This window comes from Paenibacillus sp. J22FR5 (assembly GCF_059691975.1).
The window spans coordinates 110,028-136,033 of sequence record NZ_JCAUAN010000001.1 but is presented as its reverse complement, the minus strand read 5'-3'; the positions used below and the strand labels follow the sequence as shown (position 1 = coordinate 136,033).

Sequence of the window (26,006 nt, the reverse complement as noted above, 5' to 3'; positions counted from 1 at the left end):
CGCATTCATGCTTACTTCTCAATGCTCAAATGAAAAGTTGAATGCCAAGGGGGCCTTGCCTATGCGGAAAAAACTCATTTTTAATGGACAAAGCATCGTCTTAACGTGGTTAATCTCATACATTGTCATCCTTTTATTACCTGTAGTGATAGGTCTATTATTATATATAGAGTCTAACCGCACATTAAAGGAAGAAATTCAGCAAGCCAATGATTCCCTGCTGAAGCAAGTACGAGAAGTGATGGACAACCAATTCAAAGCCATGGAACAGCTCAATTTTGAGATCACTTGGAATGTGAATGTGCAAGAGCTGCTGTATTCCAACAAATATGAAACGTATCCGAAAGATCTTCCTTATGATGCCTATCAAATCGCAAAGAGCTTTTCTTTGTACAAAAACTCCTATCCGTTGATCGACTCTTTTTATGTTTACTTAAATAAAGATCAGTCTGTCATTCTCCCAACGACCGTTCGTTCGAAAAACTTTGCCTACGAAACCTTACACAAAAGCGATGATTTCTCTTTCACTTCCTGGCAATCTATTATGACGCGCAGTAATTTCAAAGGTTTTATCCCCATGTATCGCATTGGTGACGATAATAGCCTTCTGAAAACAGTAGCTTATATAAGTACCTATCCCTTTGAACACGACCAGCCGCTCGCCACGAATGTCATCATGGTCGATCAATCGCGCATTCTAGGTGCCATTCAAAATATGGAAATCTTCAATAAAGGCCATGTCCTCATTCTTAATGAACAAAATCAAGTTCTGGCTTCCAGTTCCTCGAGCACGATGCCTGTGGATTTTCCCTATGCAAGCCTAGATCAAGCAACTAACTTCTATTTTAAAAGCAACGATGGCGAGAAATATGAAGTATTTAATATTCAATCGCCGCGTTCCAAACTCAAATACGTCTCGATCATGCCTAGCACGACTTATTGGCAAAAGGCGTCACATATCCGCAATCTGACCTATTTGAGTATGCTCATCAGCCTGCTAGGCGGAGGTTTGCTGACCTTTTTCTTCCTACGAAGAAATTACAACCCTGTTCGGCGTTTGGTTCACGCTTTTTCCAAGAAACAGACACTCGAATCCGGCAGAACCTACAATGAATTTCATTTCATCCAGGAAGCCGTGGATAGCACGTTAATTGAAATGGCTGATTTCAAAAGTAAAGTTGAGCAGCACCGACATATTGTACGATCTCATTTTGTAGAAAAGCTCTTAAAAGGGAAACTAGATGGCAAAATCCCTATCGCAGAGGCCTTAACGACGTTTGATATGGAGCTGGATCGGAAAGAGTTTGCGGTCATGCTTTTCGTTATCGATAAGAGCGAATCCTTTTTCGAACGTATCGTACATACACCCGAAGAAGAGAAATGGAAGCTGCTCCAATTTATCGTCAGTAACGTGGTAGAAGAATTAGTATCGCAGCAGCATCGTGGCTATGTGGCGGAAATTGATGATACACTTGCGTGTTTAGTTAATCTTTCCATGGAGGAAGGCCATAGCTCCAAAGATGAATTAGTTCGCATCGCAGATGCGGCGCAAACGTTCCTTGCTTCCACCTATGATATCCATTTAACAATTGCAATAAGCAGTGTATATGAACACATCCCATGTGTTCCACAGGCTTTCTTGGAAGCCTTAGATGCGATGACTTACAAGCTCGTCATGGGTGGGCACGAAATTCTAGCCTATAACGACCTCAAACCCAATATGCACTGCGATAATCCCTCTGGCTATTATTATCCGATGGGGGTGGAACAGCAGTTTCTGAATGCCTTGAAGTTCGGAGAGTTGTCCGATGCGCGTCAAATCCTCAGTGAAATTATCGCGAAAAACTTTAATGGTTCCGGCATATCAGTGTCACTTACCAAATGCTTGATGATGGGCTTAGTTACAACGATGATGAAAAGCCTTAATGATACAGGGGGAATGCAGGAAAGCTTCTTCATTCGCAATCCCAAGCAGCTTGATCGCCTCTTGAACGCTAAAACTGTCCAAGATATGGAGTTTCAGCTGGATGACATGCTTGCACAGGTTTGTGCCTATACCTCCGCCAAACGACAACATGCCAATTCATTAACAAAACAGAAGGCGCTGCAACAGCTCGTAGAGCAAGTGAACACCTATATTGAACACAATTATACCGATGTGAATTTGAATGTAACGATGATCGGCAGTCATTTTGATCGTAAAGCGACTTACCTTTCCAAGCTTTTCAAGGATTATGTGGGGGAAGGCTTGCTGGATCGGATCAACAAGGTTCGCATTGAGAAATCGAAACAGCTGCTCCAAGGGAAAGAGCAAACGGTCGGAGATGCCGCATACGGTGTCGGCTTCAATGATATTAACGCTTTTATCCGCGTGTTTAAGAAAGTCGAGGGAATTACACCAGGTAAATATAAAGAAATGCTTGAAAAATAAGGCATGGAGGGGCGGCGAATAGCTGCCCTTTTTGCTTCCTAAAAGCAAATTCCAACGGCTTAATTACACAATTTCACCCGAAATTGGCTTTTTTCATGAAAGGATTGGATATTTTGTAGAGTCTTTCGGTAATTATCGAGACGCCATTGGAGAAATTGAAGATACCATTCGTGTAAGCGTTACCATATAGTTAGGGTATAGCACAGGCAACCAAACAATGTAGACTTCCGAAGCCTGTTTTTCTGGTTCTAACGAAAAACACAGTAACGCTTTTGGTGCCAGTTTTTCTGGCGAAAAACTTTGAGGAGGTCAACGCATGAAAAGAAACAGTAAAAAAATGTTCACCATGTTGGTTACCACATCTTTAATGGGAAGCTTAGTTGTTGCCTGTTCGTCCAACTCTTCAACAACAAGTACAGCAAGTCCGGCAGCTTCATCAGGTACAACTACTAAGGCTTCTACAGCGCCAGCTGGAGCAGCTGTTACTTATCCGCTCAAATCGGACAAAACCTTAACCTACTGGGGAGAGCTTCCTGGTAACTTGACTGGGGTAAAAGCGACGCACGCAGATACACCATTCTTCCAAAATTGGCAAAAAGTATCCGGCGTTCCTTTGAAATTCACAGCTCCGCCGACCAACCAAACGACGCAAGCGCTTAACGTCTTGCTCGCAACTGGCGATCTGCCTGACATGATCGAATACAACTGGCAAGGCGAATTCCCAGGCGGACCTGAGAAAGCGATCAAAGACGGATATATTCTCAAATTAAATGATACGATTGATAAATTTGCACCGAATTTGAAGAAATATCTCAAAGAACATCCAGAGGTGGATAAGCAAGTAAAAACCGATAACGGCAGCTATTATGTATTCCCATTCATTCGTGGCGACGATTACCTGCGCGTCTACCAAGGTCCGATCGTACGTAAGGATTGGCTAGATGAGCTTGGTCTTCCTGTCCCTGAAACCATTGATGATTGGTATACAACGCTTAAAGCCTTCAAAGAGAAAAAAGGAGCAACCGCAGCCTTCTCCGTTGTCTCTGTTCCTAGACCTTTCAATGAATTAGGCAACGGCGCATTTGCAAGTGCTTTTGGTGTCACACGTGACTTCTTCATCGACGATAGCGGCGCCATTAAGTTCGGTCCTGCTGAGAAAGGCTACAAAGACTTCCTGGCTACCTTCCACAAATGGTATGCCGAAGGCTTGATCGATAAAAACTTTGCAACGGCAGACAGCAAAGCTATGGATGCGAACATGGCGTCCGGTGCTACAGGCGTAACTGTCGGTAACGCAGGCGGCGGTATCGGTAAATTCCAACCGCTCATTACGGCCAAAGATCCTAAAGGCGTTCTACTCGGAGCTCCTTATCCAGTTCTCAAAAAAGGCGACAAGGCCATGTACGGTCAGAAAGACCCTGCGAATGCGCCAGGTGGATCTGTAGCGATTACCGCTTCTTCCAAAAATATCGAAACAGCCGCAAAACTTCTTGACTATGGCTACTCCGATGAGGGGCGCATGTTCTTCAACTTCGGAACACCAGGCGTTTCTTATAACCTAGATAGCTCCGGTTATCCGAAATACACCGATTTGCTCATGAAAAATCCAGATAAATTGGCACCAGCCCAAGCTATGTCCTTGTATATTCGCGGTAACTACAATGGACCATTCGTTCAAGATAAACGTTACGTCGAGCAATACCTAGCTTTGCAATCCCAACGTGATGCTGTATCTACATGGGGAAAAACCGATGTAGATAAACACAAAATCCCACCAGTTACTGCAACACCAGAAGAAAGTACAGAACTTGCTAAAATCATGACAGATCTGAACACACTCGTTGATGAAATGACACTCAAAATTATCCTGGGAACTGAGCCTGTAGATAGCTTCGACAAATATTTAGAAAAATTCAATTCCGTTAAATTGAGCCGTGCGATCGAAATCAAAAAAGCGTCCTTAGATCGTTTTAACAAAAGATAATGAGTACCATGGGGGCGGGGAGCACTAGCTCCTCCCCCTATACATTCAATTTCCTCGGTGAAAGGAGAGATATGATGCGTAAAACAGCGGAGGCTAGCTTTCCCGTACGCTTCAAACGCGATTTTCTTTTAAATAAATATTTATATCTCATGATGGTTCCCGTCCTGGCTTACTACTTTATCTTCCACTATGCGCCGATGTATGGAGCCATTATTGCGTTCAAAGAATATACCCCGATCAAAGGGATCCTAGGCAGCCCATGGATCGGATTCCAGAACTTTCATGATTTCTTCACGAGCTATTATTTCTGGCGTATTCTTAAAAATACGGTTCTCATCTCGCTTTACACACTATGTTTTGAATTTCCTGCCCCGATTATATTGGCTATTCTGATTAATGAACTGGCGAATAAGAAGTTCCAACGTTTTGTGCAAACGGTCACTTACATGCCTTACTTCATCTCGCTAGTCGTCATCGCTGGTATGATTAAGGATTTTACGAATAATGGCGGCTTAGTGAATACGTTACTGACTTATTTTGGCGCGAATGATACAGCGATGCTGCAGAAGCCTGAGCTGTTCCGAACCATATATGTGTTATCCGAAATTTGGCAAAAAATTGGCTGGGAGTCTATTATTTATTTAGCTGCTCTCATGAGCATCGATCAGGAGCAATATGAAGCCGCGAAGATGGACGGTGCGACTCGAATCAAGTCCATTTGGCACATCACCTTGCCAGGTATACTACCTACCATTTCGATTATGTTCATTCTTCGGATGGGGAATTTGCTCAATGTAGGCTTTGAGAAAATTATTTTGCTGTACAACCCAAGCACCTACGATACCGCTGATGTCATCTCCTCCTTCGTTTACCGCAAAGGGTTACTCGAATTTGGTTGGAGCTATAGTGCCGCCGTTGGCCTATTCAATTCCGTTATTAATTTAGCGTTGCTCATAGCAGCCAACAAAATAAGTAAAAGAATTAGTGAAAATAGCTTATGGTAGTGAAGGAGGGACGAAGATGAGAACCAGCTATTCAGACCGCATATTTTACGCCGTTAACCATGTCTTATTGATTTTGTTAGTCATTGTCACGCTCTATCCGCTCATCTATGTCACTTTCGCTTCCATCAGCGACGGTGCACAACTGATCACACACAAAGGCTTTCTCTATCGCCCTCTGGGCTTCAGTTTGGAAGCTTACAAAAATGTATTTCATAATCCGTCGATCTTAAAAGGCTACCGAAACACCTTATTCATCCTTGTCTTCGGTGTTTCGACCAACTTAATTGTCACTGCCTTAGGCGCCTATGTGCTTTCCCGTAAAAATGTGATGTGGAACAAAGTGTTTATTTTTATCGTGATCCTCACCATGTTTTTCAGCGGTGGACTTGTCCCGATGTACCTTATCGTGAAAGGTGTCGGCTTAATCGACTCCCTGTGGGCAACGATATTACCTTTCGCCGTCAATACCTTCAACTTGATTATTATGCGGACAGCCTTTATGGCAGTTCCCGAAAGCCTAGAGGAATCAGCCAAGATGGACGGTGCCAACCATTTCGTCATCTTATTTAAAATCATTATCCCGCTTTCCATGCCGGTTATCGCGGTCATGATCTTGTATTATGCCGTTGAGAAATGGAACGGATGGTTCTGGGCTTCTATCTTCCTCAAGGATCGAGAACTGTATCCACTTCAGCTCACCCTTCGGGAAATTTTAATCGCGAACAACACGGATATGATGTCTTCCGGCGCTAATGCCGCCGATCAATTCCAGATCGGGGAAACGATCAAATATGCCACCATCATGGTTGCCTCTGTACCGATTCTGATCCTCTATCCTTTCGTTCAAAAATATTTCGTGAAGGGCGTCATGATTGGCGCTGTCAAAGGGTAACAACAAAACGTCGTCCACTCCATACTGGAGGGACGACGTTTTGTTAGTTGCGATTAGTTGCGATTAGTTGCGATCATTGATCGCTTTGATAATCTCCACGGGGATTTTCGGCTTGCGATCATAGGTCAGTAAGCCATTGATCTCTTGCTCAACATCCGTCAATTGTGTATAACAATAGCCTTGAACAACACCAGAGTTCAGGAGTGGACGAATGACAGCGCGCAGTTTTTGCTCATAGTCCTCGTCATTATCTGCCCCGGAGTAGCCCCAGCCTTCCCATTCACTCTTCTTATAGGCAATTCCGCCAAATTCGGTGATGAGGATCGGCTGATCCTGATAGGGGAAGCCTTCCACAACTAATCGTCGATTCCCCGGCATCGCATGAACCGCCTTTTCTTTGGAGCTGTATCGCTCACTCAGCACCTCTTCCCTCCACTCATAATCATGAATGGCGAATAGATCTGTTGTCACGAGCTCCCAACCATCATTCGAAATAACTGGCCGCATGGGATCCAGCGATTTGCTCAAATGATACATCGTAAGCGCATGCTGCTGTTGCAATTTATCGATTTGAATATTTGGAACGCCCCAGCTCTCATTGAGAGGTACCCAAGCAATAATCGACGGATGATTATAATCCCTCTCCATCGAGGCGATCCATTCTTTGGTAAATTGCCCGACATATTTATCCGAGTATTCATACGCATTCGCCGCTTCGCTCCATACGACGAGCCCCAGCACATCACACCAATATAGAAATCTTGGATCCTCAAGCTTCTGATGCTTCCGAGCGCCGTTAAAGCCCATCGCCTTGGTAAGCTCGATATCTTGTTTTATCGCATCGTCGCTCGGCGGCGTCAAATTCCCATCCGGGAAATAGCCTTGATCCAGCACCATTTTCAGAAAATATGGACGGTTATTCAGGCATAATTTGCCATCTTCAATCGAAACCTTTCGCATACCGAAGTAACTAGTCACGACATCCTCAACCTTGTTATCCGTCAGGAGTGTAAATGTAACATCATATAGGTTAGGGTTCTCCGGCGTCCACCAACCGCCAAGTCCATGATCATTGAAATCATTGAGACGGATCTTCCGTGTACCCGTCCCGCTTCGAATGCCATACACATCTTCCGAGACAAGCTCACCTTTGAAAGAAATATCAACCTTCAGCTGGTGCTTGGACGTTGAATGTGCGTCAATGCCCTCGATTTCGTAGCTGATTTCAATCTGCTTTGCATCGATATCCGGTGTCATTTTCACCTTATCTAAGTACGCGTTCGTTGAAACAGCCTCCATCCAAACCGTTTGCCAAATCCCAGTTGTTCTCGTATAGAAAATACTTGCGGAATCCGCTTTCCAATATTGCTTCCCTCTTGGCAGCGTAACATCTTGGCTAAAGTCAACAGCTTTGACCACGAGCTTATTAGTCCCATCTTGAAGGGCTTCCGTAATATCAGCGTGGAAAGGCGTATGACCACCTTCATGCGTTGCTACAAGTATCCCATTCACCCAAACCGATGCTTGATAATCCACTGCGCCAAAATGAAGCAGAATACGCTTATTCGCAAACGCCTGAGGAATCTCAAGCTCGCGGCGATACCAAACGACATCGTGAAATTCGTTAGAGCCAATGCCACTTAATTGACTTTGAAAAGCAAACGGCACCTGAATCGCCTGTGAGAAATCCTTTTCACCTGTATGCCACTTCTGTTTCGTCCCTACAGACGCATCATCGAATTCGAACTGCCACTCACCATTCAGACTGATCCAGCTATCTCGTACAAATTGCGGCCTCGGATATTCGGCTCTCGGTTGGTTGCTCATTGTGCAGGAAAACCTCCAATTAGATAATTTAAAAGTTAACTAAATAACGTAATAATTCCTGTTTTCATTATGCAACCCTCCCAATATAAAGTCAATATGCGTTATTTAATTAACTTTTAAGTTAACAAAAACAAAAATCCACCCCCACATAGATAACTCTACGTGAGGGCAGCCCCTTTAATCCTAGGATGACCTAGTCGATATAGCCGGCCATGCCATTTTTCATTAAGTATTCCATCTCAGCTTCTAGAATCGTATCCACCGCAAGCTCACTCAGCTTCACGTCGGATCGACTTAGAATATGATCAATCAAATCATCACTGTCGATATCTACAGCGCCTTTCGAGCCTTGTTCTGCTTTTGCGATATACGCTTTTTCATGTTTCAACACAAGCTCAATTTGCTTCGGATCGGCCTTCGTCTTACCGATGATGAATTGTAAAAGCTCCTGCTCATTGATTGGGGCAGTCATTTTTCTCACTCCTAGTATGGGTATATGGCCTATTGTACCATAAGTGGACACAAAGAGACCCACAGCAACGGGCTGCGGGTCTTAAGATATATATTTTAAAAGGGGGTCGTCTTTTATTATAAGCGATTAACATGAATGGCAGATGACTACTATATTTCTTTTATATTACAAATTTACTTGAATCACGTAGGGAACAATGAAAACTTCGTTATTCTGTTGAAATTGACCCCAAATTTTGTAGATCCCTTTTTTGGGGAACTGAATCGTGAATGCCGCGGTAGGGCCGGAAGTAACGACCGTATCCTTCGGATGAACATGCACGTATTCTTTGCCGTCTTCGCTAATGGCCACAACATGGCCTACGCTTCCCAAATACGGCTGCAAGTTCGTAATAGGCTCCTTCGAAGCCCCCTGTTTAAAGGTGAATATCATGTCAAGCGGCATGCCTGCCATGAGATGGTCGAAGGCTAGGGTGACTTCCTTGTCACCGACTTGTTTCGTTAAGCTTTTATCTGGTTGAAGCTTAACAGCCTTGGGGGCCTTCCCATTGATCGTTACCCAATGGGACTGTACGGTCTCCCCTAAGTCACTCGGCGTGTAATCGGCAATAAGCTGATAGTAGCCTCCTGCGGGAAACGATGTTTGAACATCGAAGCGCCCGCCTCCTGCGTAGGTGGGGTGCAAATGATCGAAGTATGACAAATCCTTACTGACCACGATGAGGTGCATCAGCTTCTCGTGCATGACATCAAATTTATCGATGGGCCGATTCCATTTATTCTGAACCAGAATGGTGATATTCGATAGCTCATTCGGTAAATAATTCGGTGAATCCACTGAGAAATGAGCAAGGGCATCATTCGTATGCTGATGTGTGACAGGGGACGTCATCGTCATGCCAGACATCCCCGTCATGCTTGAGTTATCGGACATATCAATCGTTGTCGTGGATGACGAACCGCATGCTGATACGAAGAAGACCAAGCAAATTAGGGGCAATAGCTTCACTTTCATTCGCTTTTGCTAGATGTAACCGGTGCTGCAAGTATACTTAATCCAAGTGAAGTTAGTGCGCAAAGGAAAATCGAGCCTCCCCACAACTCTGGCGCCCAGTCCAAGGTATGAAATAATTTCAAGTTAGCGAAATACATCCCCCAGATCAATACAGGAAGGACAAAGAACACTGCCTTGTAGCGCCAGTCTGTAACTTCCCTCTCTTTTATCCGACTAAATAACAGATCACCAATCACGCCGCTAATGAGCAAGATGATAATCGATCCGTAGTCTCTAAATCCATCCAGGACCGCCAGAAATATGGACTCAAACAGAAAGAAGAAAGTAACCGTACCGAACGGAAGTTTCCATCTCCGTAGCACAAACATCAATGGAATCACAAGAATCATCGTTGTAATCAGGAAATCCACTACGGCTCTTCCGATTGCGTCCTCTTCCCTCGCCATCCATAGGCTCTGGCGGAAGGACCAAGCATACATAAGAAAGAAGGCGAACACGGTAAATGTTAACCCAATAGACGTTAACGCAGGTAACAATTGGCGAAACGTCGGCGCAGCCCTCTTTTCAGCAGCGCTGATTGCACGATAGGGGCTTGTCAGAATCATTAACGCGCCCGCCAGCAAAAGGAGATGAGTCGGGCTTAGAAGGGCTTCGATATTTTTCTCAATGCCGAATACGGTATGCCAATACATATCACCGAGCCCGCCTACAAAGAAGAGGATTACGCCCGCTGCACCAAGCTTGTAGCCAACAGGGATCGCCGCGATCCAAGTGGAAGATTGGCTGTTGATTTTATTCGAGCGAATCATCATAAATATCCAAACCGCACAAGCCAAGTACCCCGAGTATAGAATCCCGTGCCACGGTGTAAAGAAAGTCTCGACAGCCCCATGGTTATGCGCGAAGCCATCAATAAACAGACCGATAATGAGCCACATCCCCATGATCATCGTGATCGAATGTTTGGACGTTGTGGTGGATACTTGCGTTGGACTTACCGTCAGTGGAATCGACAAAACCATCAGCTCCTTAAGAAATGGGTAGATGTAATTCTTCTGGGGTACTAAGACCGTCGTATATGGCCTGCTGACGCAAAACCAAATATAACTCGGCTTTCGTTGAATTATAATACGGCAATACGAACAACACGCCTATCCCTAAGGCTAATACACCAAGAAGATACCACCCGATAAAGGAGAGATCAAGCACAAATATCCGCCATTTGAATCCTCGAGTCATCTGATTGCTGAGTTGGACCGCTCGTTTCCTACCAATCGTAGGATTATCACCAAGAATATAAGGTACCATACTGTACGCATAAGTCTTCACAATCCCTGGGATGATGAATAATAAAAACCACAAGAAATTCAATAACGCACTCCAAAACATGGCGGCAACAACGCCTAAATATCTACCTTTCCCGAATGCATACAAGAGGTAATTCAAGTCAGCCTCACCCTGTGAAGCTTGTTTAAAATATTGAAGTGTATTCACCTTAAATGGAGCAAGTACAAAAATGTTGAAAGCTATCGCTACCAAGCCAGCCACAATCGCAACGATAATGAGAAAAATAAGAATGAAAAGACCGATTCCATCCGTTACATTCCCAAAATCTACTTTCCCGAAGCCCATATGCATATCCGACAAATTAATGGTTGAATTGGCATCCCATTTCCCAGAACAACTTGGAATTCCACCACTAATGAATGCAAGTAACAAGCTTACAAGAAATGCTTTCCAGTACGTTGTTCGCAGTACCTGTTTCGCTCTACTTTTCAAATCTTCACGCGACCAATGCACGTAATCCCTCCTTAGAAAATCCTATATACCATCCTATTTTAACTCAGACAGTCATAGAACAATACCTTTTTTTTCCAAAGTGAGCGGACTCACATATCACATAAGTAGGTTACTTTTCAGTAAATGAGTTGAATGTTTCATCCCTCATCATAGAAACATCTAATTAGGATATCTTGATCGTAATTTCCGAATCCCTTACCGAAAAGAGTTAAACCGCCACGTCCGCGTTTGGTATCCTCCGCGCTTATTCGGAATATCCAGTACTTCGGATCTACTCGCAGGTCATGGATGCTCACATCAGAAAGACGTTGACCATCGATATAAGAACCGTTTTCGGTAATACGAAGGACCTTCAGCAACCCGTATTGATTCACGTCCGAGTGCCACCACTCTGGCGTCAGCTTACCCCTCGTTTCACCATAATCACCAGGACTTGTCCATCTACCAAGCAACATCTCATTTAGAGAAAAACAGATATCAGAGGGCCAGTTTTCATTCACTTGAGGAGCCTCGGATCCAATTTCCATCGAAATTTCTATTTCCTTTAAAACTTGATCTTTTAACAAGTAATTGGGTACCTTATACTCAATAAATCCTCTCGCGAACCAAAGAATACCCGCGTTTACCCTTTCCGGATCCATGAAATAGGTAGGGTTATCATAGTGACCAATCATTTTCTCCGTTGTGGCAATTCCACATGTTGGCCACGCTTCATAATCCGTGTATTGGCCAATAGGCACTGACACTTCCTTAAAGCTATTCATTGATTTCCTTTCAGGAGACAGCTTTATCTGCAAATATTCCGTATTCACGAAGCAACATTTGTAGGTTCCACCGTTGACTCGCTTCATTTTACTACCTACAAGTCCCGCTTGTTCGAGCTTGTTGACATGACTACTTACAATCGCATTACTGAGATAGAGCTCTGCAGCGAGTTCCTTAATATGCATTTCCTTTATAAATAGTTTATCTATAATTTTAAGGCGAACTTCGCTCGCCAATGCTTCGTAAACCTGAAGCGATGCAGAATCCGTTTTTAGAAACATGGAATCGAACTCCTTAGAATAAGTAATTTAGTTAATCCTAAATTTTGCACTTGAACCATATAATCATTATCGTACATAATAAAGAGGAAATCAACAAAATCAGAATTCATAAATAAGCTAATTCTCAAGGAGGAATATACAAATGTCTTTACGTTCAACTATGCTCATTGACAAAGATTTCGTTAAAGCACAAATTGACCCTCGTCTATATGGATCCTTTATTGAACACTTAGGACGAGCTGTTTATGGCGGTATTTATGAGCCAGGTCACCCTACCGCAGATGCGAATGGTTTCCGACAAGATGCGATTGAAGCCATTCGCGCGTTGCAAGTTCCTATTATTCGTTATCCGGGAGGCAACTTTGTTTCCGGATATAATTGGGAAGATGGCGTCGGACCCAAGAAAGATCGTAAGCGACTTCTAGAGCTTGCTTGGTGGACAACAGAGACCAACGAGATCGGTACCAATGAATTCGCTGATTGGGCGAAGTTAGTTGGTTCCGAGGTCATGATGGCGGTTAATCTCGGGACACGCGGCATAGACGACGCAAGAAATCTTATCGAGTACTGCAATCATCCTTCTGGCTCCTACTGGAGTGATATGCGCATTTCACACGGTTATAAGGAACCTCACCGATTCAAAACCTGGTGCTTGGGCAACGAAATGGATGGGCCATGGCAGATCGGGACCAAAACAGCTGTCGAGTATGGTCGCCTCGCTAATGAAACCGCAAAAGTGATGCGCTGGGTAGATCCTTCCATTGAGTTGGTTGCTTGCGGAAGCTCATCAAGCGGGATGAGTACGTTTGCAGAATGGGAGGCAACTGTTCTCGATTTGACCTATGAGAATGTTGACTATTTGTCCTTGCATGCGTATTACAATAATAATAGCAACGATACCTCAAATTTCCTTGCTACATCACTTAATCTAGACCAGTTCATTAGCAGTGTCGCATCCATTTGTGATTATGTGAAAGCCAAAAAGCGCAGTAAGAAAAAGCTTATGCTCTCCTTAGATGAATGGAATGTATGGCACACAATTGGATCCAGTCGAGCGGAAGAGCGCTGGCAGATCGCACCTCCAGAATTCGAAGATGTGTATACACATGAGGATGCATTGGCCGTTGGCTGCTTCCTGATCACGCTACTGAAACATGCTGACCGTGTCAAAATGGCTTGCATGGCGCAATTGATTAACGTTATCGCGCCGATTACTACGGAAACAGGTGGTCCACTGTGGCTGCAAACGACGTATTACCCATTCCTCCATGCTTCTATTTATGGCAGAGGTACCGTACTTCATACTGTCAATTCTTCACCGAAATACGATTCCAAAGATTTTACGGATGTCCCTTATCTTGAATCTATATGCGTATACGACGAAGAGCAGGGTTATATTACGATCTTTGCCGTCAATCGACATCTTACCGAAACCATGGAATTGGAACTCGACATCCGCAGCTTTGGAGATGTTAGCTTGATCGAGCATATCGTGCTTGAACATGAAGATCTTAAAGCGGTTAATACAAAGACTAACCCAAATAATGTTACCCCGCATAGGAACGGTCAATCCTTCATTGACAGTGGTCGTGTCAAAAGTCATCTTGCCAAAGCATCTTGGAACGTCATCCGTTTACAAACCCAAAAAGGTTAACAAAACGTTGGTCACTTTTTCAGTATTATAGAGAAAGCTCAATTTGCCGCGCTCGATGAAGAGGACTGCCGGCCCCCGCCGGTTCAAGGCCGGCATGACAAGAAGAGCGCCGCCCGTCATTCGGGCGGCGCTCGCTTTCATTGGTCGGATTTAGCGTAAAAATACATTTTGAACTAGACCTTCTTTGTAACTAGTCTTGATAAATAGGTTTGATTGAATGCTCATCATATTCCCGACATCCGGAAATAGAAAAGAAGCTGAATCATTGATTACAGCTTCTTTCATTCTTGCGTCTTATCCGAAAGGAAAAGTTAAACATATTGCAGGCAATACTTCAGTCAATTTTCAATTCCATTATCCGGTAAACAGGTTTACTTCTAATTTCATTTAACGCAATAAACTATAGTATTGCCCAAGATAAATCAATGTATACATAGATACAAAACTTTTATATTGAGTCCCCTCAAGCTCGGCGAGACCTTTTCTTGATTACTGTGATATTCCATAATGAATTAGAAAACGGAGCCTGCAAACCTGCGGAAATTACAAAAGGCTTACATGAACCTGAAAATCCACTTGTAACTTCGGATAATATTCTTCTCTCCAGTTTTTTAATTCCTGATATGGAATCCGATTACGGAAATGTTGGCCAAACCCAAAAATATCTGCTTTGTTTTCTTGGGCTTTTTCAAACATCTTATTAAACTGCTTTTCGATCAATTTTTCGAGTTCTTCTTGGATCTGTTTATTCGTCACGCCTTCTTTTCTTTCCCTAACTTGTATTTTTAATTTCAAATCGCATGACACCAACGGTTCATCCTTTTTCATTGACGACTTGATGTGCAATGAGCTGTTTTTTACGATTATGTCGGCAGAGCCCAGGCTCATAATCTCGCCTATTGCTTTGCGGTGATGAAACAAATTCACCAATAGAGTTTCCTTCGGATTGATCCGCTCCACTATTTTCCCTTTTTTCAAAATAGCGGCACCCTCGAAGCGTAATACTGTATCTTTGCCGGAAGAGACGATCGGAACGCTTGTATCATTCGTATAGGAATACAAACCCCGATACAATTCCCAGATGCGCGTACTCGAAACCTCCGGTGCCCACTCCCCTTTATAAAAAAAGTCATTGATAGAGGTTGCATGAACACCCACTACTTTCTCAATATTCAACAACATTTTCTCAATATCATCATCTGTAATGGCAACCAACGCTTTGGACGGCAGTTGCTCCATCTCCATTGAAAGTCGAATAAGTTTACCAAATTCCTCTTCGTTCTTTGCCACGTTGTTTTGGATGACAAGTAATTGTACTTGTGAGTAATCAAGGGCATCATCAGAGTTTGTCCGCATTTGTCGGAGAATATTGGAAATAGAATTACCTTTTTCCGTTACAATTCTTGATTCTGTTTTGCCTCTTTTCGTAAAGGGAACATACAGTGTCACTCTGTATTCATCATTGTTTCCCTTGGCTATGCCAAGGAGCAAAGGAGGGGTACGCAGATTGATTTCTTTAATATCCCAACAACCGCAGAGCAAGGTTAAAGACGTAAGTACAATGAAAAGTTTGAATCGATTATTACTTTTCATAACCTGCCATCCTTCTTCGACTAGAGATGCCATAGATGAAAATGGTCAATGGAATGATTACGGTTAACAAAGCGTGAGCACCTGCATTCATCTCTATAATTTTTATAACCAAGTCCTGGTTTGGGACATATACGCCCATAAGAAATGCGATTAGAGAGAAAGCGATGATCCAATAAGATCGTTTGGTTCTTTGCCAATTGAATGTTTTCTGCATGAGTTGTCCGGCCTGCCATAGCGTAAGGGCATTCAAAAAGATCGTGAACGCAATTAATGAAATACCTATGAACATCGTTTGCCGGCTGAATATAAACCATCTCATGTCAACGGTATCCACCGCCTCTTCTAACTTATAACGAAGCGTGATAATCGTCTCTTGTCCAAATATGAAAAGCGGAACATATACAGCTACTAGTATGAAGAGCGTCACATAGGTCCATACCCCGAACAGGTGGCCGTATTTCATATTGTTTTCGGAAGGCACGAATCCTAAAAATAATAACGGTGAAAATCCCGTAAGATAATAGTAAAACTTTGTGCTCCATAAGAAACGGAGAGATGAAGGCCAAACTGGCGAAGCGTTGTGAAAATCAAAGTTTACCATCACAGTAAAAGTGTTTAACATGATCAATAAACTAGTGATGATGAAAACAATTACAGAAGCACGCAGCATCGTTTCTAAGCCTTTTATTGCTGCAAAAGCGGATATAAAAACAAAAAGGGCCAATACCGCCCAGTAAGGTGTTCGATTCAAAAAAATCGCAATGATTTCTTCGCTATGGGCGCGAAGAGCCAATCCAACCATCAATGTCAGAATGAATGCATAAGGGACAAGAATGATGAATGCAACCCACTTTCCCATTTGCCTAAATATATCGATAAGATCCTTTTTCGGAAAATAATCCAATCCTTTTTTGTAGATCAGCATAAAAACCATTTGCAGCAATCCTGCACAAAGAATCACTACCCAATGACCGCCTTCCGTCGACGAATATACAAGATTGGGATACAGCAAATAAACGAAGCCCCCGCTCGCGACACAAACCAATAATGCAAGTTGTACCCTATGGTTCACTTGGCATCCCCCTTTTCCGTTATCCGAAATGCCATATACGGAATATCGCATGTCTTTAAACTTGCCAGAATTATGCATACAAATAATAATCCGGTACATATACCCAGTATGCCGAAAACGGATGCCGCAATTAAAATAAAGTATTTTAGCGTACGAATGTACAACGCGTTTTGAACTCCAACGACTGTTGAACCTGAAATCAACATTGCGGTGATGACAATGACCAATAAACTACTGACTAATTTCGCTTCAACTACCCCTTGGCCAAGTATGACTCCTCCAACCATCGTAACGGTCGGTCCTACGGTTTTGGGGAGTCTGATAATCGCTTCAGTCACTAAATCAACTAATACGACCATAGCAAGGGTTTCGAATAAGGGGGTTAGCGGAATGCCTTCTCTGCTTTCTGCGACAAACAAGAGGAGGTCTATTTTTAATATTTCAGGATTGACTGACGTTATGGCAACATAAAAAGCAGGAAGGATGAGATTGCACAATATCCCCAATCCCCTGAGGGTTCGAATCATATAGGTGAAACTGACATGGAAATTGCGATCATTTGCTGTGGACAACATATCCCATAACAGATGCGGAAGAACAAAGGCGTAGGGAGTATTGTCCAAAAAGAGAACGACTCTGTTCCGTTTTAACGAATAGACGGCTTGCACCGGAAGTTCAGTTATGGAGAAATGATTGACAGGTACAAATTTGTGGGCACCAAAAAGATTATTCAGGTCATTTATCGTTTCAATATCTGAGTGAGCTTGTTTCAACTTCTGGTCTATTTTTTCAATAAGATCATCCGGAGCTTTTCCTTTAAGATAAAGCATGGAAATCCTTCGCTTTGGCAGCTCTCCGACTTGATATGAGCTATGGATCAGACGCTCAGTGCCCAGTCTCATTCGGATCAGCCCTATGTTAATATCAATATCCTCTCCAAAGGCGTCCAAAGGACCTTGAACAGGGCTTTCATTTTTGGGCTCATCAATGCTTCTCCTCAGATTTTGGGGGACGGGTTCCACAATGGCGTTACGTTGATCGTCTCCTGTTAAGATGACCAACTTGCCTTCTAGAACGGCCTTTATGATTTGTTTAGCATCCACATCAAGCTGATCACTGAGGTTCGTAAATAGTTCATCAACGGAATCAGACAATTGCGCCATTTGCCGAACGTATAAATTGGACTTGGAAAAATTGATGAGCGAATTAAATCCGATAAGAAAAAGTGCTGTATGATCAAATTGCTCTTCGTGAATGAAAAAATCATCATGCTCGGCGAACGTGGATTTCATTTCCTGAACGAAATTGCCCATGAATCCTGCCCCTTCAAGTAACGTGTAACCCTATTGTTTCCAGCAAGTGGAATGACTATGCACGGTCAAACCGTTTGTCCACTCACAGCGTTATCGTAATAATAGGACGGTGAGCCAGTATTAAAAAAGGGCAGCTGCATGAAGCAAACTGCCCTTTTTTTTCATTTGCATTCGAATGTTAAGCTGTTCCATTCCCTAATAATTGCCTAATAGACAAAATTGCATAATCAAAATACTCCTCCGGTGATTTACTGCTGTTCTGCTTCCAATCAACTGCAGCTGCGTAAATCATCCAACTTAGCATGGTTGCGACAATTCTTAGCTTTTCGTTATCTTCACCCTGATCCTTTTTTAACAGTAATTGATAAATAATATGTTCAAGTTCTTTTTTTATTATGGCTTCTACATTCACACTCATATCATCATAACTCCGCTGACAGCGTTCAGATAAACTCAAGTGAAATTTAGTTATGGATAAAAATACACTTTTAAGCATTTCTTCATTAAACTCTTCATTATTTGAAATTTCCTGAAGAACATTCGCCATTAATTCTTCTTTAACCACTTTTTCGAGCAAATCATATTTATCAACGAAATGGTGATAAAAGGTTGCCCGATTAATCATAGCTAGTGATGTAATATCACTGATTTTGATACTGTTGAAACTCTTTTTCATCAAAAGTTGTAAAAAGGAATCAATAATGAATTTCCTTGTTCGAATCATACGCAGGTCTTTATTGCCCTCCATCAAAGATACCTCCATTCCAGAAAAAAATTTTTAGACAGTTTAGATAAAATGTGACTTATGCAACAATATTAAGATTATGTTGGTTGAGTGGCTGTGAAGTAATGTCTATAATCTAATTTATACAACAACTGTTCCATATGCAACAGGAGTTAGATTTATGATGTAGGAGGGATTAATTTACAAATCCCATTTGGGAAGAAGTCTCTGATGGCGGACGTTTGTTAGGAATACGCTAGAAAAAATCAGACAAGCATTTCAGATTTTTAAGCTGAAATTTTGGGATCACCTGCTGTAATAGACTAAACATGAGGGAAACACGAAAGGATGATATTTATGGATTTTGTAATTTTAATTGGAAGAATATTATTTTCAATTATTTTTATATCTGCAGGATTTAATCATATAAAAGGTTTTACTCACACAGTAGAGATGGCGAAGAAAACCAAAGCTCCTTTTCCCCAATTGTCAGCTGCTGCTATGAGTCTCTTTGCATTTGTTGGCGGTTTAAGTGTTGCACTTGGCTTTTATTCAAAAATCGGTGCAATTCTTCTTATTATTTTTCTAATACCGACAACTTTTATCATCCACCGTTTTTGGGGATTGCCAGATGATCAAAAGCAAATTCAGACAGTTCATTTTTTTAAGAACCTTTCTCTTATGGGTGCATCATTAATGATTTTCTATTTCGGTTCTGGTCCTTTAAGCTTGAGTTAAATCGGAGTTACTCAAACAATACCCGAAACATAAAGAAGTAATCAAAAAGCTAGCCTTTGAACTGATTCCAGTCTAAAGGATTGCATAATACAACACGTCGATGTGACGTGTTTTTTATTTTTGGCATTTGTTGTAGAATGACATTATTACATAGACCTTTTTGGGAATAGCTATCCGATTGGAGCAAAATAATGATCTATCAAAATTTAGAAGAATGCTTAGTTGATTTAGAAAAGAACGGACATTTGGTTCGCATTCATGAAGAAGTTGATCCTGAGCTTGAAATGGCAGCCATTCATATGAAAGTTCATGAAGCCGGTGGCCGGGCCTTATTATTCGAGAATGTTAAAGGTTCGAAGTTTCGGGCGGTATCCAACCTTTTCGGTACAGTAGAGCGCAGCAAGTATATATTTCGAGATACTTGGGAAGGCGTGAAAAACGTAATCTCTTTGCGAAGCGATCCCATGAAGGCAATGAAAAGCCCACTTAAACATATCGGTACGGGACTTGCTGCCTGGAAAGCACTGCCGATCAAAATAACCGGTGGTCTGCCGGCTGCTTTTGAGGAAATCAGCATTGCTGACCTCCCACTCATCAAGCACTGGCCAGAGGATGGCGGTGCATTCGTCACCCTGCCTCAAGTGTATTCGGAAGATCCGGAGAAACCAGGAATTATGAATTCCAATCTGGGGATGTATCGGATTCAACTGAGCGGGAACGAGTATGAATTAAATAAAGAGATCGGCTTGCATTATCAGATTCATCGCGGTATCGGAGTCCACCAGGCAAAGGCAACTAAGCAAGGAGCCCCTTTAAAAGTAAGCTGTTTTATTGGCGGGCCGCCGGCGCACACGTTGTCAGCGGTTATGCCCTTGCCGGAAGGCATGAGTGAGATTACCTTTGCGGGATTGCTCTCAGGGCGCCGCTTCCGCTACAGCTATATTGATGGCTATTGTATTAGTCATGATGCTGATTTTGTTATCACAGGAGAAATATATCCTGGCGAGACCAAGCCGGAGGGCCCTTTCGGCGATCATTTGGGCTACTACAGCCTTACGCATCCTTTTCCTCTCATGAGAGTCCACAAAGTATATGCCAAGAAGAATGCGATCTTTCCATTTACTGTCGTGGGCAGGCCCCCTCAAGAGGATACGGCGTTCGGGGCATTAATTCACGAACTCACAGGCGATGCAATCATGCAAGAAATTCCAGGTGTCAAAGAAGTTCATGCCGTAGATGCTGCGGGCGTACACCCCTTGCTCTTTGCGATTGGCAGCGAACGTTACACGCCCTATCAACAAGTCAAGCAGCCGGCAGAGCTGCTAACGATAGCTAATCGAATTTTAGGTACGGGACAAGTTAGCTTAGCCAAGTACTTATTCATCACAGCAGAAGAGAGCCAGCCTTTGGATTCTCATGATATAGAGCATTTCTTAACTTACATTTTGGCTCGAATAGACCTTCATCGGGACCTTCATTTTTATACCAATACAACTATCGATACCTTAGACTACTCAGGTACAGGTTTGAATAGCGGCAGTAAGGTTGTATTCGCAGCAGTCGGAGATAAAAAAAGGGATTTATGCCTAGAGGTTCCTGGCGTTTTCAATGAAATACCGGGGGTCCAACATGCGCGTTTGGTGATGCCGGGAATCGTCGCGATTCAGCTTTCTGAATTTAAAAGTTACGGCGAGACACAGGTTGAAATGAAAGATTTATGCGAGGCTATTGGAGCAAAGGGCCCACTCCCTGCTTGTCCATTGATCATCGTATGTGATGACAGCCATTTTATGAGTGAGACCATTAACAACTTTGTTTGGGCTACATTCACACGTAGCAATCCTTCCCATGATATATATGGCGTGAACAGTTTTTATGAGAATAAGCATTGGGCTTGCGATAATGTTGTGCTTGATGCGCGAATTAAACCGCACCAAGCACCGCCATTAATACCGGATCCAACGGTTGAAAAAAATATCATGCGATTATTTGCCAAAGGTGCCAGTTTAGGCGGCATTCAAAAGTAGTAAAGAGCAAAAGCAGCATCACACCTTAGGGATTGTGGTGCTGTTTTCTTTTGGAGCCACGGTAGCAAGTCGGCTTGTTGGGGTAGTATCAGCGAAGCTGTTACCACTCGCAAAGCAGATGGAATATAGTGGTATTTCCAAGCCCGAAATCAGATACAGCCGACATACGTGTAAAAACAGATCACTTTAGTTTAATGCCATCAGAGCAAAACGTCTAAAATGACCTGGACATAAGAAAAGCACCGACCACTCGTAGATCACGAATGTCGGTGCTTCAGCTTTGTAATTAAGTGCTCTTCATAGCGGGTTATTATGAATTTCGTGGATTAGTAGGATCAATTTTTTTCATCTGCTCAGGGTAACCATAGCTACCATGTTCACTCAAATCCAACCCAATGATTTCTTCTTCCTCGGTAACACGCAGCCCAATTGTTACTTTCAATATTCCAAGAATGATGAAGGAAAGCACTAATACAAATGCTAATGCTCCGAATACACCTAAAGCTTGGATTCCCAATTGATGTAATCCACCACCATAAAACAGCCCTGCTCCACCTACATTCACTTGTTTCGCCAATTCAGGAGTAGCAAACAATCCTGTAGAAAGTGTACCCCAAATTCCTGCAATTCCATGAGCCGAACATGCGGAGATGGGGTCATCGATCCCTACTTTTTCAATCCATTGTGCGGCGAAGAAGCAAATTATTCCTGCAAGTGCTCCGATGACAATCGCCGCCCAAGGCTCTACAAATGCACACGCCGCAGTTATAGCAACCAACGCGGCAAGCACGCCATTTAACATACTTGGAATATCTGCCTTACCGAAGTACATCCAAGATACTATCAAGGCCGCGACACCACCAGCCGCCGCCGCCATGTTTGTTGTCAGAGCAATATAACCGAAAAATCCGTCACCCATTGCACTCAACGTGCTTCCTGCATTAAATCCGAACCAACCGATCCAGAGAATGATTACACCAAGTACCGTCAATACTTGGTTATGACCTTGGATTGCATTAGGCGTACGATCTTTATTATACTTACCAACTCGTGCCTTTAATAAAATCGTCGCAACAAACGCCGCAGTAGCCCCTTGTAGATGAACGACCGTTGAACCAGCGAAATCCTGCATTCCAAGGGTAGCCAACCAACCGCCGCCCCATACCCAGTGAGCAACAACAGGATAGATGACAATCGTAAATAATATGCCAAAGATGAAGTATGCCGACAACTTTGCTCTTTCTGCAAAACCACCCCAAGCAATTGCTAAAGAGACACCCGCAAACGCCAATTGAAACAAAAATTTAATGCTGATGGGGACGTCAGAAAAAGCTAGTGAACTAAAGGCTACCTTTGCTTGCTCCATTGCTCCATTGAAAAAAAATCCAGTTGTACCAAAGAAGCTGTTTCCGTCCCCGAACGCAAATCCGAAACCAAACGCCCAGAAAGCAATGGCACAAAGACCAAAAGTAAACACCGTTTTCCCTGCTACGTGACCCGCGTTCTTCATTCTTGTCGATCCTGCCTCGAGTAATACGAAGCCAGCTTGCATAAAAATAACCAGTATAGCCGCTAGCATGACCCAAACTGAATCGATTGCTGATTGCAGTTGGCCACTGGTTACTCCGTCATCTGCAAATGCCATTGTAGGGAACAATGAAAGCATCCCCGTAAATGCTAATAACAACTTCCTCATGTATACTGCCTCCTAGATGTCATGTTTCTTAACAATTCTGTGATTTAATGTCCTAATTTTACTTGATAACTCGCAATACAACAAGATACTTCACATTATTAAATATTGGTTATCAGGATAATAGTCAGAAAAACGCCATAATCACTTCGACATATAACGTGGTATGTAATGTATTTGTGAACGAGCGATTCCTGTGCGCATAAAAATCAACCAGATCCATTCATTGCTAGAAACGCTCAAAGTACATAAAAAGCACCATCGAATGATGATGCTTTGTTACCTATGCAGGATAGCCTCCACCAGGAGGTGGCCAAGCGCCGAACAGACGACGCAGCAGGACAATTTCTCCAAGATGATACGAATTATGGGAAGCAATATTGCGCAAAATGCCAGCTTTCGTTTCCGTTGGAAAATGGGTTAAGGTTTCATCAAGCTGCATGCTTTCTGAATAGCTAATGGCCTTATCAATTCCTTGCAGAAATTGCTTGATAACCAACTGCCATTCGTCTTCACTTCCTGGTTCTCCCTCACTCGGCCAGCTTTCCGCGACACTTGAAGGCAATTGAGGCTTGCCTCCATCCAAGTAGGTTAACAAAAAGTTCTGCCAATAGCTCATATGTTTCAATAGCTGGTAGATCGTATAGGGTGCACCCTCCATTCGTTTGCCTGCTAGCTCAACAGTAATATCTGGCAACGCACGAGCAATGGGAAGATGTCCTCGTTCGCCTATTAAAGATTTCACAAGCGTTTGACCAAAAGCTCGATTGGACTCCGACATGGCTATTTTCTCCTATCATCCAACATTTATATTCATTTCCAACATTATTTACACTCCCTACAGAATTAAACAAGTGAGTATAACGATTAGAATAACAAAAGGAAATAGGAAAAGCCAGAAACAGCACTCGAGTTAAGTGCTATTTACGATTTTACTGCGCCTTCTGTGACACCAGCGATAATAAATCGCTGCGAGAAAAGATATATGATCGAGGTTGGAACCATGACGGCCATAATACCTGCCGATAACACATTCCATTGGGATACTCGATCTTGGGTAAAGAACATCAACCCGCTCGTTATCGTCATTAATTTAAGAGAAGGCATATAGAGCACTGGGACGAAAAAGTCATTATATATCGATACAACCTTTAACACGGCGACGGTGGCAATAGCCGGCTGCATCATGGGTAATATAATGGACCAGTATACCTTATAATAAGAAGCGCCATCGATTCTCGCGCTTTCGTCCAGCTCTTTGGGGATTTTATACATGAACTGCATGAAGATATAGATATCCAGAACACCCGCCGCAGAGTACAGCAGACAACCTGCCAAGATCGAATTGTACAGGTGCAACGATTTAATCAGAGTAAAGGTGGCGATAGCTGTTGTCGTCGTCGGTAAAATGGAAGCAAACAGATAAGACATCAGTAAAAATTTCTTTATTCGAAAATTAAATCGCGTGACAACATACGATACCATCGTTCCCATAAATATACTCGTTACCAGCGCAATCGATATCATCGTAAAAACATTTTTGAAGCCAAGAAGCATCTGACCTCTCTGAAAATAAATACGATAATTTTCAAAATTCAAAATATTTTCAGGAAAATCCCATACCTTGGAATAAATATATTCCTGATTCGATTTAAAGGACGTAATCAAGATAATAGCAATTGGCACAAAGACAAGAAGTGTGAAACAAATCAATAACACATAATTAAACATATGTAATAATGGATTTCGCACAACCAGTCCTGATTTAAATCGTTTTTTCTTCATTCCGCATCACCCCCGCTTCGAATCACTAACCTTTGCAGCAAGAGCACGCATATTACAATCAAAAGCAAGAAAACACCGAGTGCCGAAGCTTTCCCAAAGTTATGGAAATTAAAAGCCGTATAATATGCGTTGGATGCAAAGGTTTGTGTGCGATCCCCCGGACCGCCTTGTGTCATAATGAACGGTTGGAAAAACGCCTGTAACGCACCGCTTAAGCTTAGAAACAAATTGATTTCAATCACTAATTTTATATTAGGCAAAGTAACATACCTTATATTCTGAAAGAAATTGCTGCCGTCAATACTTGCCGATTCATACAAGTCCTTCGGAACGGATTGCAGCGCCCCCAGAAAAATAACCATAACCAAGCCTGTATATTGCCACAGTCCCATAAAGGCCAAGGACAAATTACTATACCAGTTATTTCCTAGCCAATGTATGGAGTAATCACCAAGTCCGATCGCATTTAAAACAATATTAAGCGGGCCATCCTCGTAACTGTATAAATAACTGAACATATAAGCTACAGCGACACCATTAAGAATAAACGGCATGAACAGCGCCGATCTGAAAAATTTTTTGCCCCGAATGTTAGAATCCAGAATAATCGCGAAGTACAGCCCTAAAAACGTTTGGATGACTGAAATAATCACATACGCGATATTATTAATGAGCGTTTTTATTGCTGTTTGATCCTGAAACATTTCCTTATAGTTGACAAAACCTCGATAATTAAACTGTTTCGTCAACCCATCCCAGTCTGTAAAGCTTAATTGAATCAGCTTTAATGCAGGATAATAGGAAAAAGCAAGCAGCAGGGTCAATGGTACAAATAAAAACAGGGTAATAATGATCGTGCGCTCACTATTTTTAAAAATCATACGCATTGCCGCATCTCCATTTCCCAAATTATTCCGTAAAGGGAAGCAGGTTATCC

Annotated in this window: 21 protein-coding genes; 7 read left to right on the top strand and 14 right to left on the bottom strand. The window is 42.6% G+C overall.

Annotated features, from left to right (window positions below; genetic code table 11):
- The first annotated feature begins 61 nt into the window (after positions 1 to 61).
- The 4 genes from AC58P7_RS00530 (at position 62) to AC58P7_RS00515 (ending at position 6,311) form a co-directional block, all read left to right on the top strand.
- On the top strand, positions 62 to 2,431 hold the full coding sequence (locus tag AC58P7_RS00530; protein ID WP_497339424.1) for a helix-turn-helix domain-containing protein: 2,370 nt from the start codon (positions 62 to 64) through the stop codon (positions 2,429 to 2,431).
- Positions 2,432 to 2,747: 316 nt separating this feature from the next.
- A complete protein-coding gene (locus AC58P7_RS00525) occupies positions 2,748 to 4,415 on the top strand; it encodes a type 2 periplasmic-binding domain-containing protein (RefSeq protein ID WP_497339423.1) in 1,668 nt (555 codons plus the stop codon).
- A 74-nt stretch (positions 4,416 to 4,489) separates the two neighbouring features.
- Positions 4,490 to 5,419 carry an ABC transporter permease gene (locus AC58P7_RS00520; protein ID WP_497339422.1) on the top strand — a complete coding sequence of 310 codons (930 nt, stop codon included), beginning with the start codon at positions 4,490 to 4,492 and terminating at the stop codon, positions 5,417 to 5,419.
- 16 nt (positions 5,420 to 5,435) lie between these two features.
- Positions 5,436 to 6,311: a carbohydrate ABC transporter permease gene (locus AC58P7_RS00515; protein WP_497339421.1), complete on the top strand. Its 876-nt coding sequence runs from the start codon at positions 5,436 to 5,438 to the stop codon at positions 6,309 to 6,311.
- Positions 6,312 to 6,374: 63 nt separating this feature from the next.
- Here the strand turns inward: AC58P7_RS00515 and AC58P7_RS00510 are convergent, their stop codons facing one another.
- From AC58P7_RS00510 to AC58P7_RS00485, 6 genes are all read right to left on the bottom strand, one after another.
- The gene (locus AC58P7_RS00510) at positions 6,375 to 8,138 is read right to left on the bottom strand and encodes a glycoside hydrolase family 2 protein (RefSeq protein ID WP_497339420.1); all 1,764 of its coding nucleotides are present in this window, start codon (positions 8,136 to 8,138) and stop codon (positions 6,375 to 6,377) included.
- A gap of 193 nt (positions 8,139 to 8,331) precedes the next feature.
- The gene (locus tag AC58P7_RS00505) at positions 8,332 to 8,610 is read right to left on the bottom strand and encodes a hypothetical protein (protein ID WP_497339419.1); all 279 of its coding nucleotides are present in this window, start codon (positions 8,608 to 8,610) and stop codon (positions 8,332 to 8,334) included.
- 165 nt (positions 8,611 to 8,775) lie between these two features.
- Positions 8,776 to 9,624, bottom strand: a complete 849-nt coding sequence (locus AC58P7_RS00500) for a DUF8832 domain-containing protein (protein WP_497339418.1) — start codon at positions 9,622 to 9,624, stop codon at positions 8,776 to 8,778.
- A complete protein-coding gene (locus AC58P7_RS00495) occupies positions 9,621 to 10,640 on the bottom strand; it encodes a hypothetical protein (protein ID WP_497339417.1) in 1,020 nt (339 codons plus the stop codon). The genes AC58P7_RS00500 and AC58P7_RS00495 overlap by 4 nt, the downstream gene beginning before the upstream one ends.
- A 13-nt stretch (positions 10,641 to 10,653) precedes the next feature.
- The gene (locus AC58P7_RS00490; protein ID WP_497339416.1) at positions 10,654 to 11,424 is read right to left on the bottom strand and encodes a DUF975 family protein; all 771 of its coding nucleotides are present in this window, start codon (positions 11,422 to 11,424) and stop codon (positions 10,654 to 10,656) included.
- A gap of 137 nt (positions 11,425 to 11,561) precedes the next feature.
- A complete protein-coding gene (locus AC58P7_RS00485) occupies positions 11,562 to 12,470 on the bottom strand; it encodes an ArsR/SmtB family transcription factor (protein WP_497339415.1) in 909 nt (302 codons plus the stop codon).
- Positions 12,471 to 12,612: 142 nt separating this feature from the next.
- Between AC58P7_RS00485 and arfA the strand changes: the two genes are divergently transcribed.
- Positions 12,613 to 14,124: an arabinosylfuranosidase ArfA gene (gene arfA / locus AC58P7_RS00480; protein ID WP_497339414.1), complete on the top strand. Its 1,512-nt coding sequence runs from the start codon at positions 12,613 to 12,615 to the stop codon at positions 14,122 to 14,124.
- Between the two features lie 543 nt (positions 14,125 to 14,667).
- Here arfA and AC58P7_RS00475 read toward each other — a convergent pair.
- From AC58P7_RS00475 to AC58P7_RS00460, 4 genes are all read right to left on the bottom strand, one after another.
- Positions 14,668 to 15,717 (bottom strand): Ger(x)C family spore germination protein, encoded by a 1,050-nt coding sequence (locus tag AC58P7_RS00475; protein WP_497339413.1) that lies wholly within the window; start codon positions 15,715 to 15,717, stop codon positions 14,668 to 14,670.
- A complete protein-coding gene (locus AC58P7_RS00470; protein WP_497339412.1) occupies positions 15,707 to 16,789 on the bottom strand; it encodes a GerAB/ArcD/ProY family transporter in 1,083 nt (360 codons plus the stop codon). The genes AC58P7_RS00475 and AC58P7_RS00470 overlap by 11 nt, the downstream gene beginning before the upstream one ends.
- Positions 16,786 to 18,102 carry a spore germination protein gene (locus tag AC58P7_RS00465; protein WP_497339411.1) on the bottom strand — a complete coding sequence of 439 codons (1,317 nt, stop codon included), beginning with the start codon at positions 18,100 to 18,102 and terminating at the stop codon, positions 16,786 to 16,788. Before AC58P7_RS00465 ends, AC58P7_RS00470 begins: the two co-directional genes overlap by 4 nt.
- Positions 18,103 to 18,280: 178 nt before the next feature.
- Entirely contained in the window at positions 18,281 to 18,850 is a 570-nt protein-coding gene (locus AC58P7_RS00460; protein ID WP_497339410.1) for a TetR/AcrR family transcriptional regulator, read from the bottom strand.
- A 333-nt stretch (positions 18,851 to 19,183) separates the two neighbouring features.
- Between AC58P7_RS00460 and AC58P7_RS00455 the strand changes: the two genes are divergently transcribed.
- Positions 19,184 to 19,564 (top strand): DoxX family protein, encoded by a 381-nt coding sequence (locus AC58P7_RS00455; RefSeq protein WP_497339409.1) that lies wholly within the window; start codon positions 19,184 to 19,186, stop codon positions 19,562 to 19,564.
- Between the two features lie 191 nt (positions 19,565 to 19,755).
- Complete coding sequence (locus AC58P7_RS00450) at positions 19,756 to 21,591, top strand: UbiD family decarboxylase (RefSeq protein ID WP_497339408.1); 1,836 nt, start codon at positions 19,756 to 19,758, stop codon at positions 21,589 to 21,591.
- 310 nt (positions 21,592 to 21,901) lie between these two features.
- On the opposite strand, the gene AC58P7_RS00445 is transcribed toward AC58P7_RS00450, so the two are convergent.
- From AC58P7_RS00445 to AC58P7_RS00430, 4 genes are all read right to left on the bottom strand, one after another.
- Positions 21,902 to 23,287, bottom strand: a complete 1,386-nt coding sequence (locus AC58P7_RS00445) for an ammonium transporter (protein WP_497339407.1) — start codon at positions 23,285 to 23,287, stop codon at positions 21,902 to 21,904.
- Positions 23,288 to 23,567: 280 nt separating this feature from the next.
- On the bottom strand, positions 23,568 to 24,065 hold the full coding sequence (locus tag AC58P7_RS00440) for a DinB family protein (protein WP_497339406.1): 498 nt from the start codon (positions 24,063 to 24,065) through the stop codon (positions 23,568 to 23,570).
- Between the two features lie 143 nt (positions 24,066 to 24,208).
- A complete protein-coding gene (locus AC58P7_RS00435; RefSeq protein ID WP_497339405.1) occupies positions 24,209 to 25,069 on the bottom strand; it encodes a carbohydrate ABC transporter permease in 861 nt (286 codons plus the stop codon).
- Positions 25,066 to 25,956: a carbohydrate ABC transporter permease gene (locus tag AC58P7_RS00430; protein ID WP_497339404.1), complete on the bottom strand. Its 891-nt coding sequence runs from the start codon at positions 25,954 to 25,956 to the stop codon at positions 25,066 to 25,068. The genes AC58P7_RS00435 and AC58P7_RS00430 overlap by 4 nt, the downstream gene beginning before the upstream one ends.
- Positions 25,957 to 26,006 lie beyond the last annotated feature (50 nt).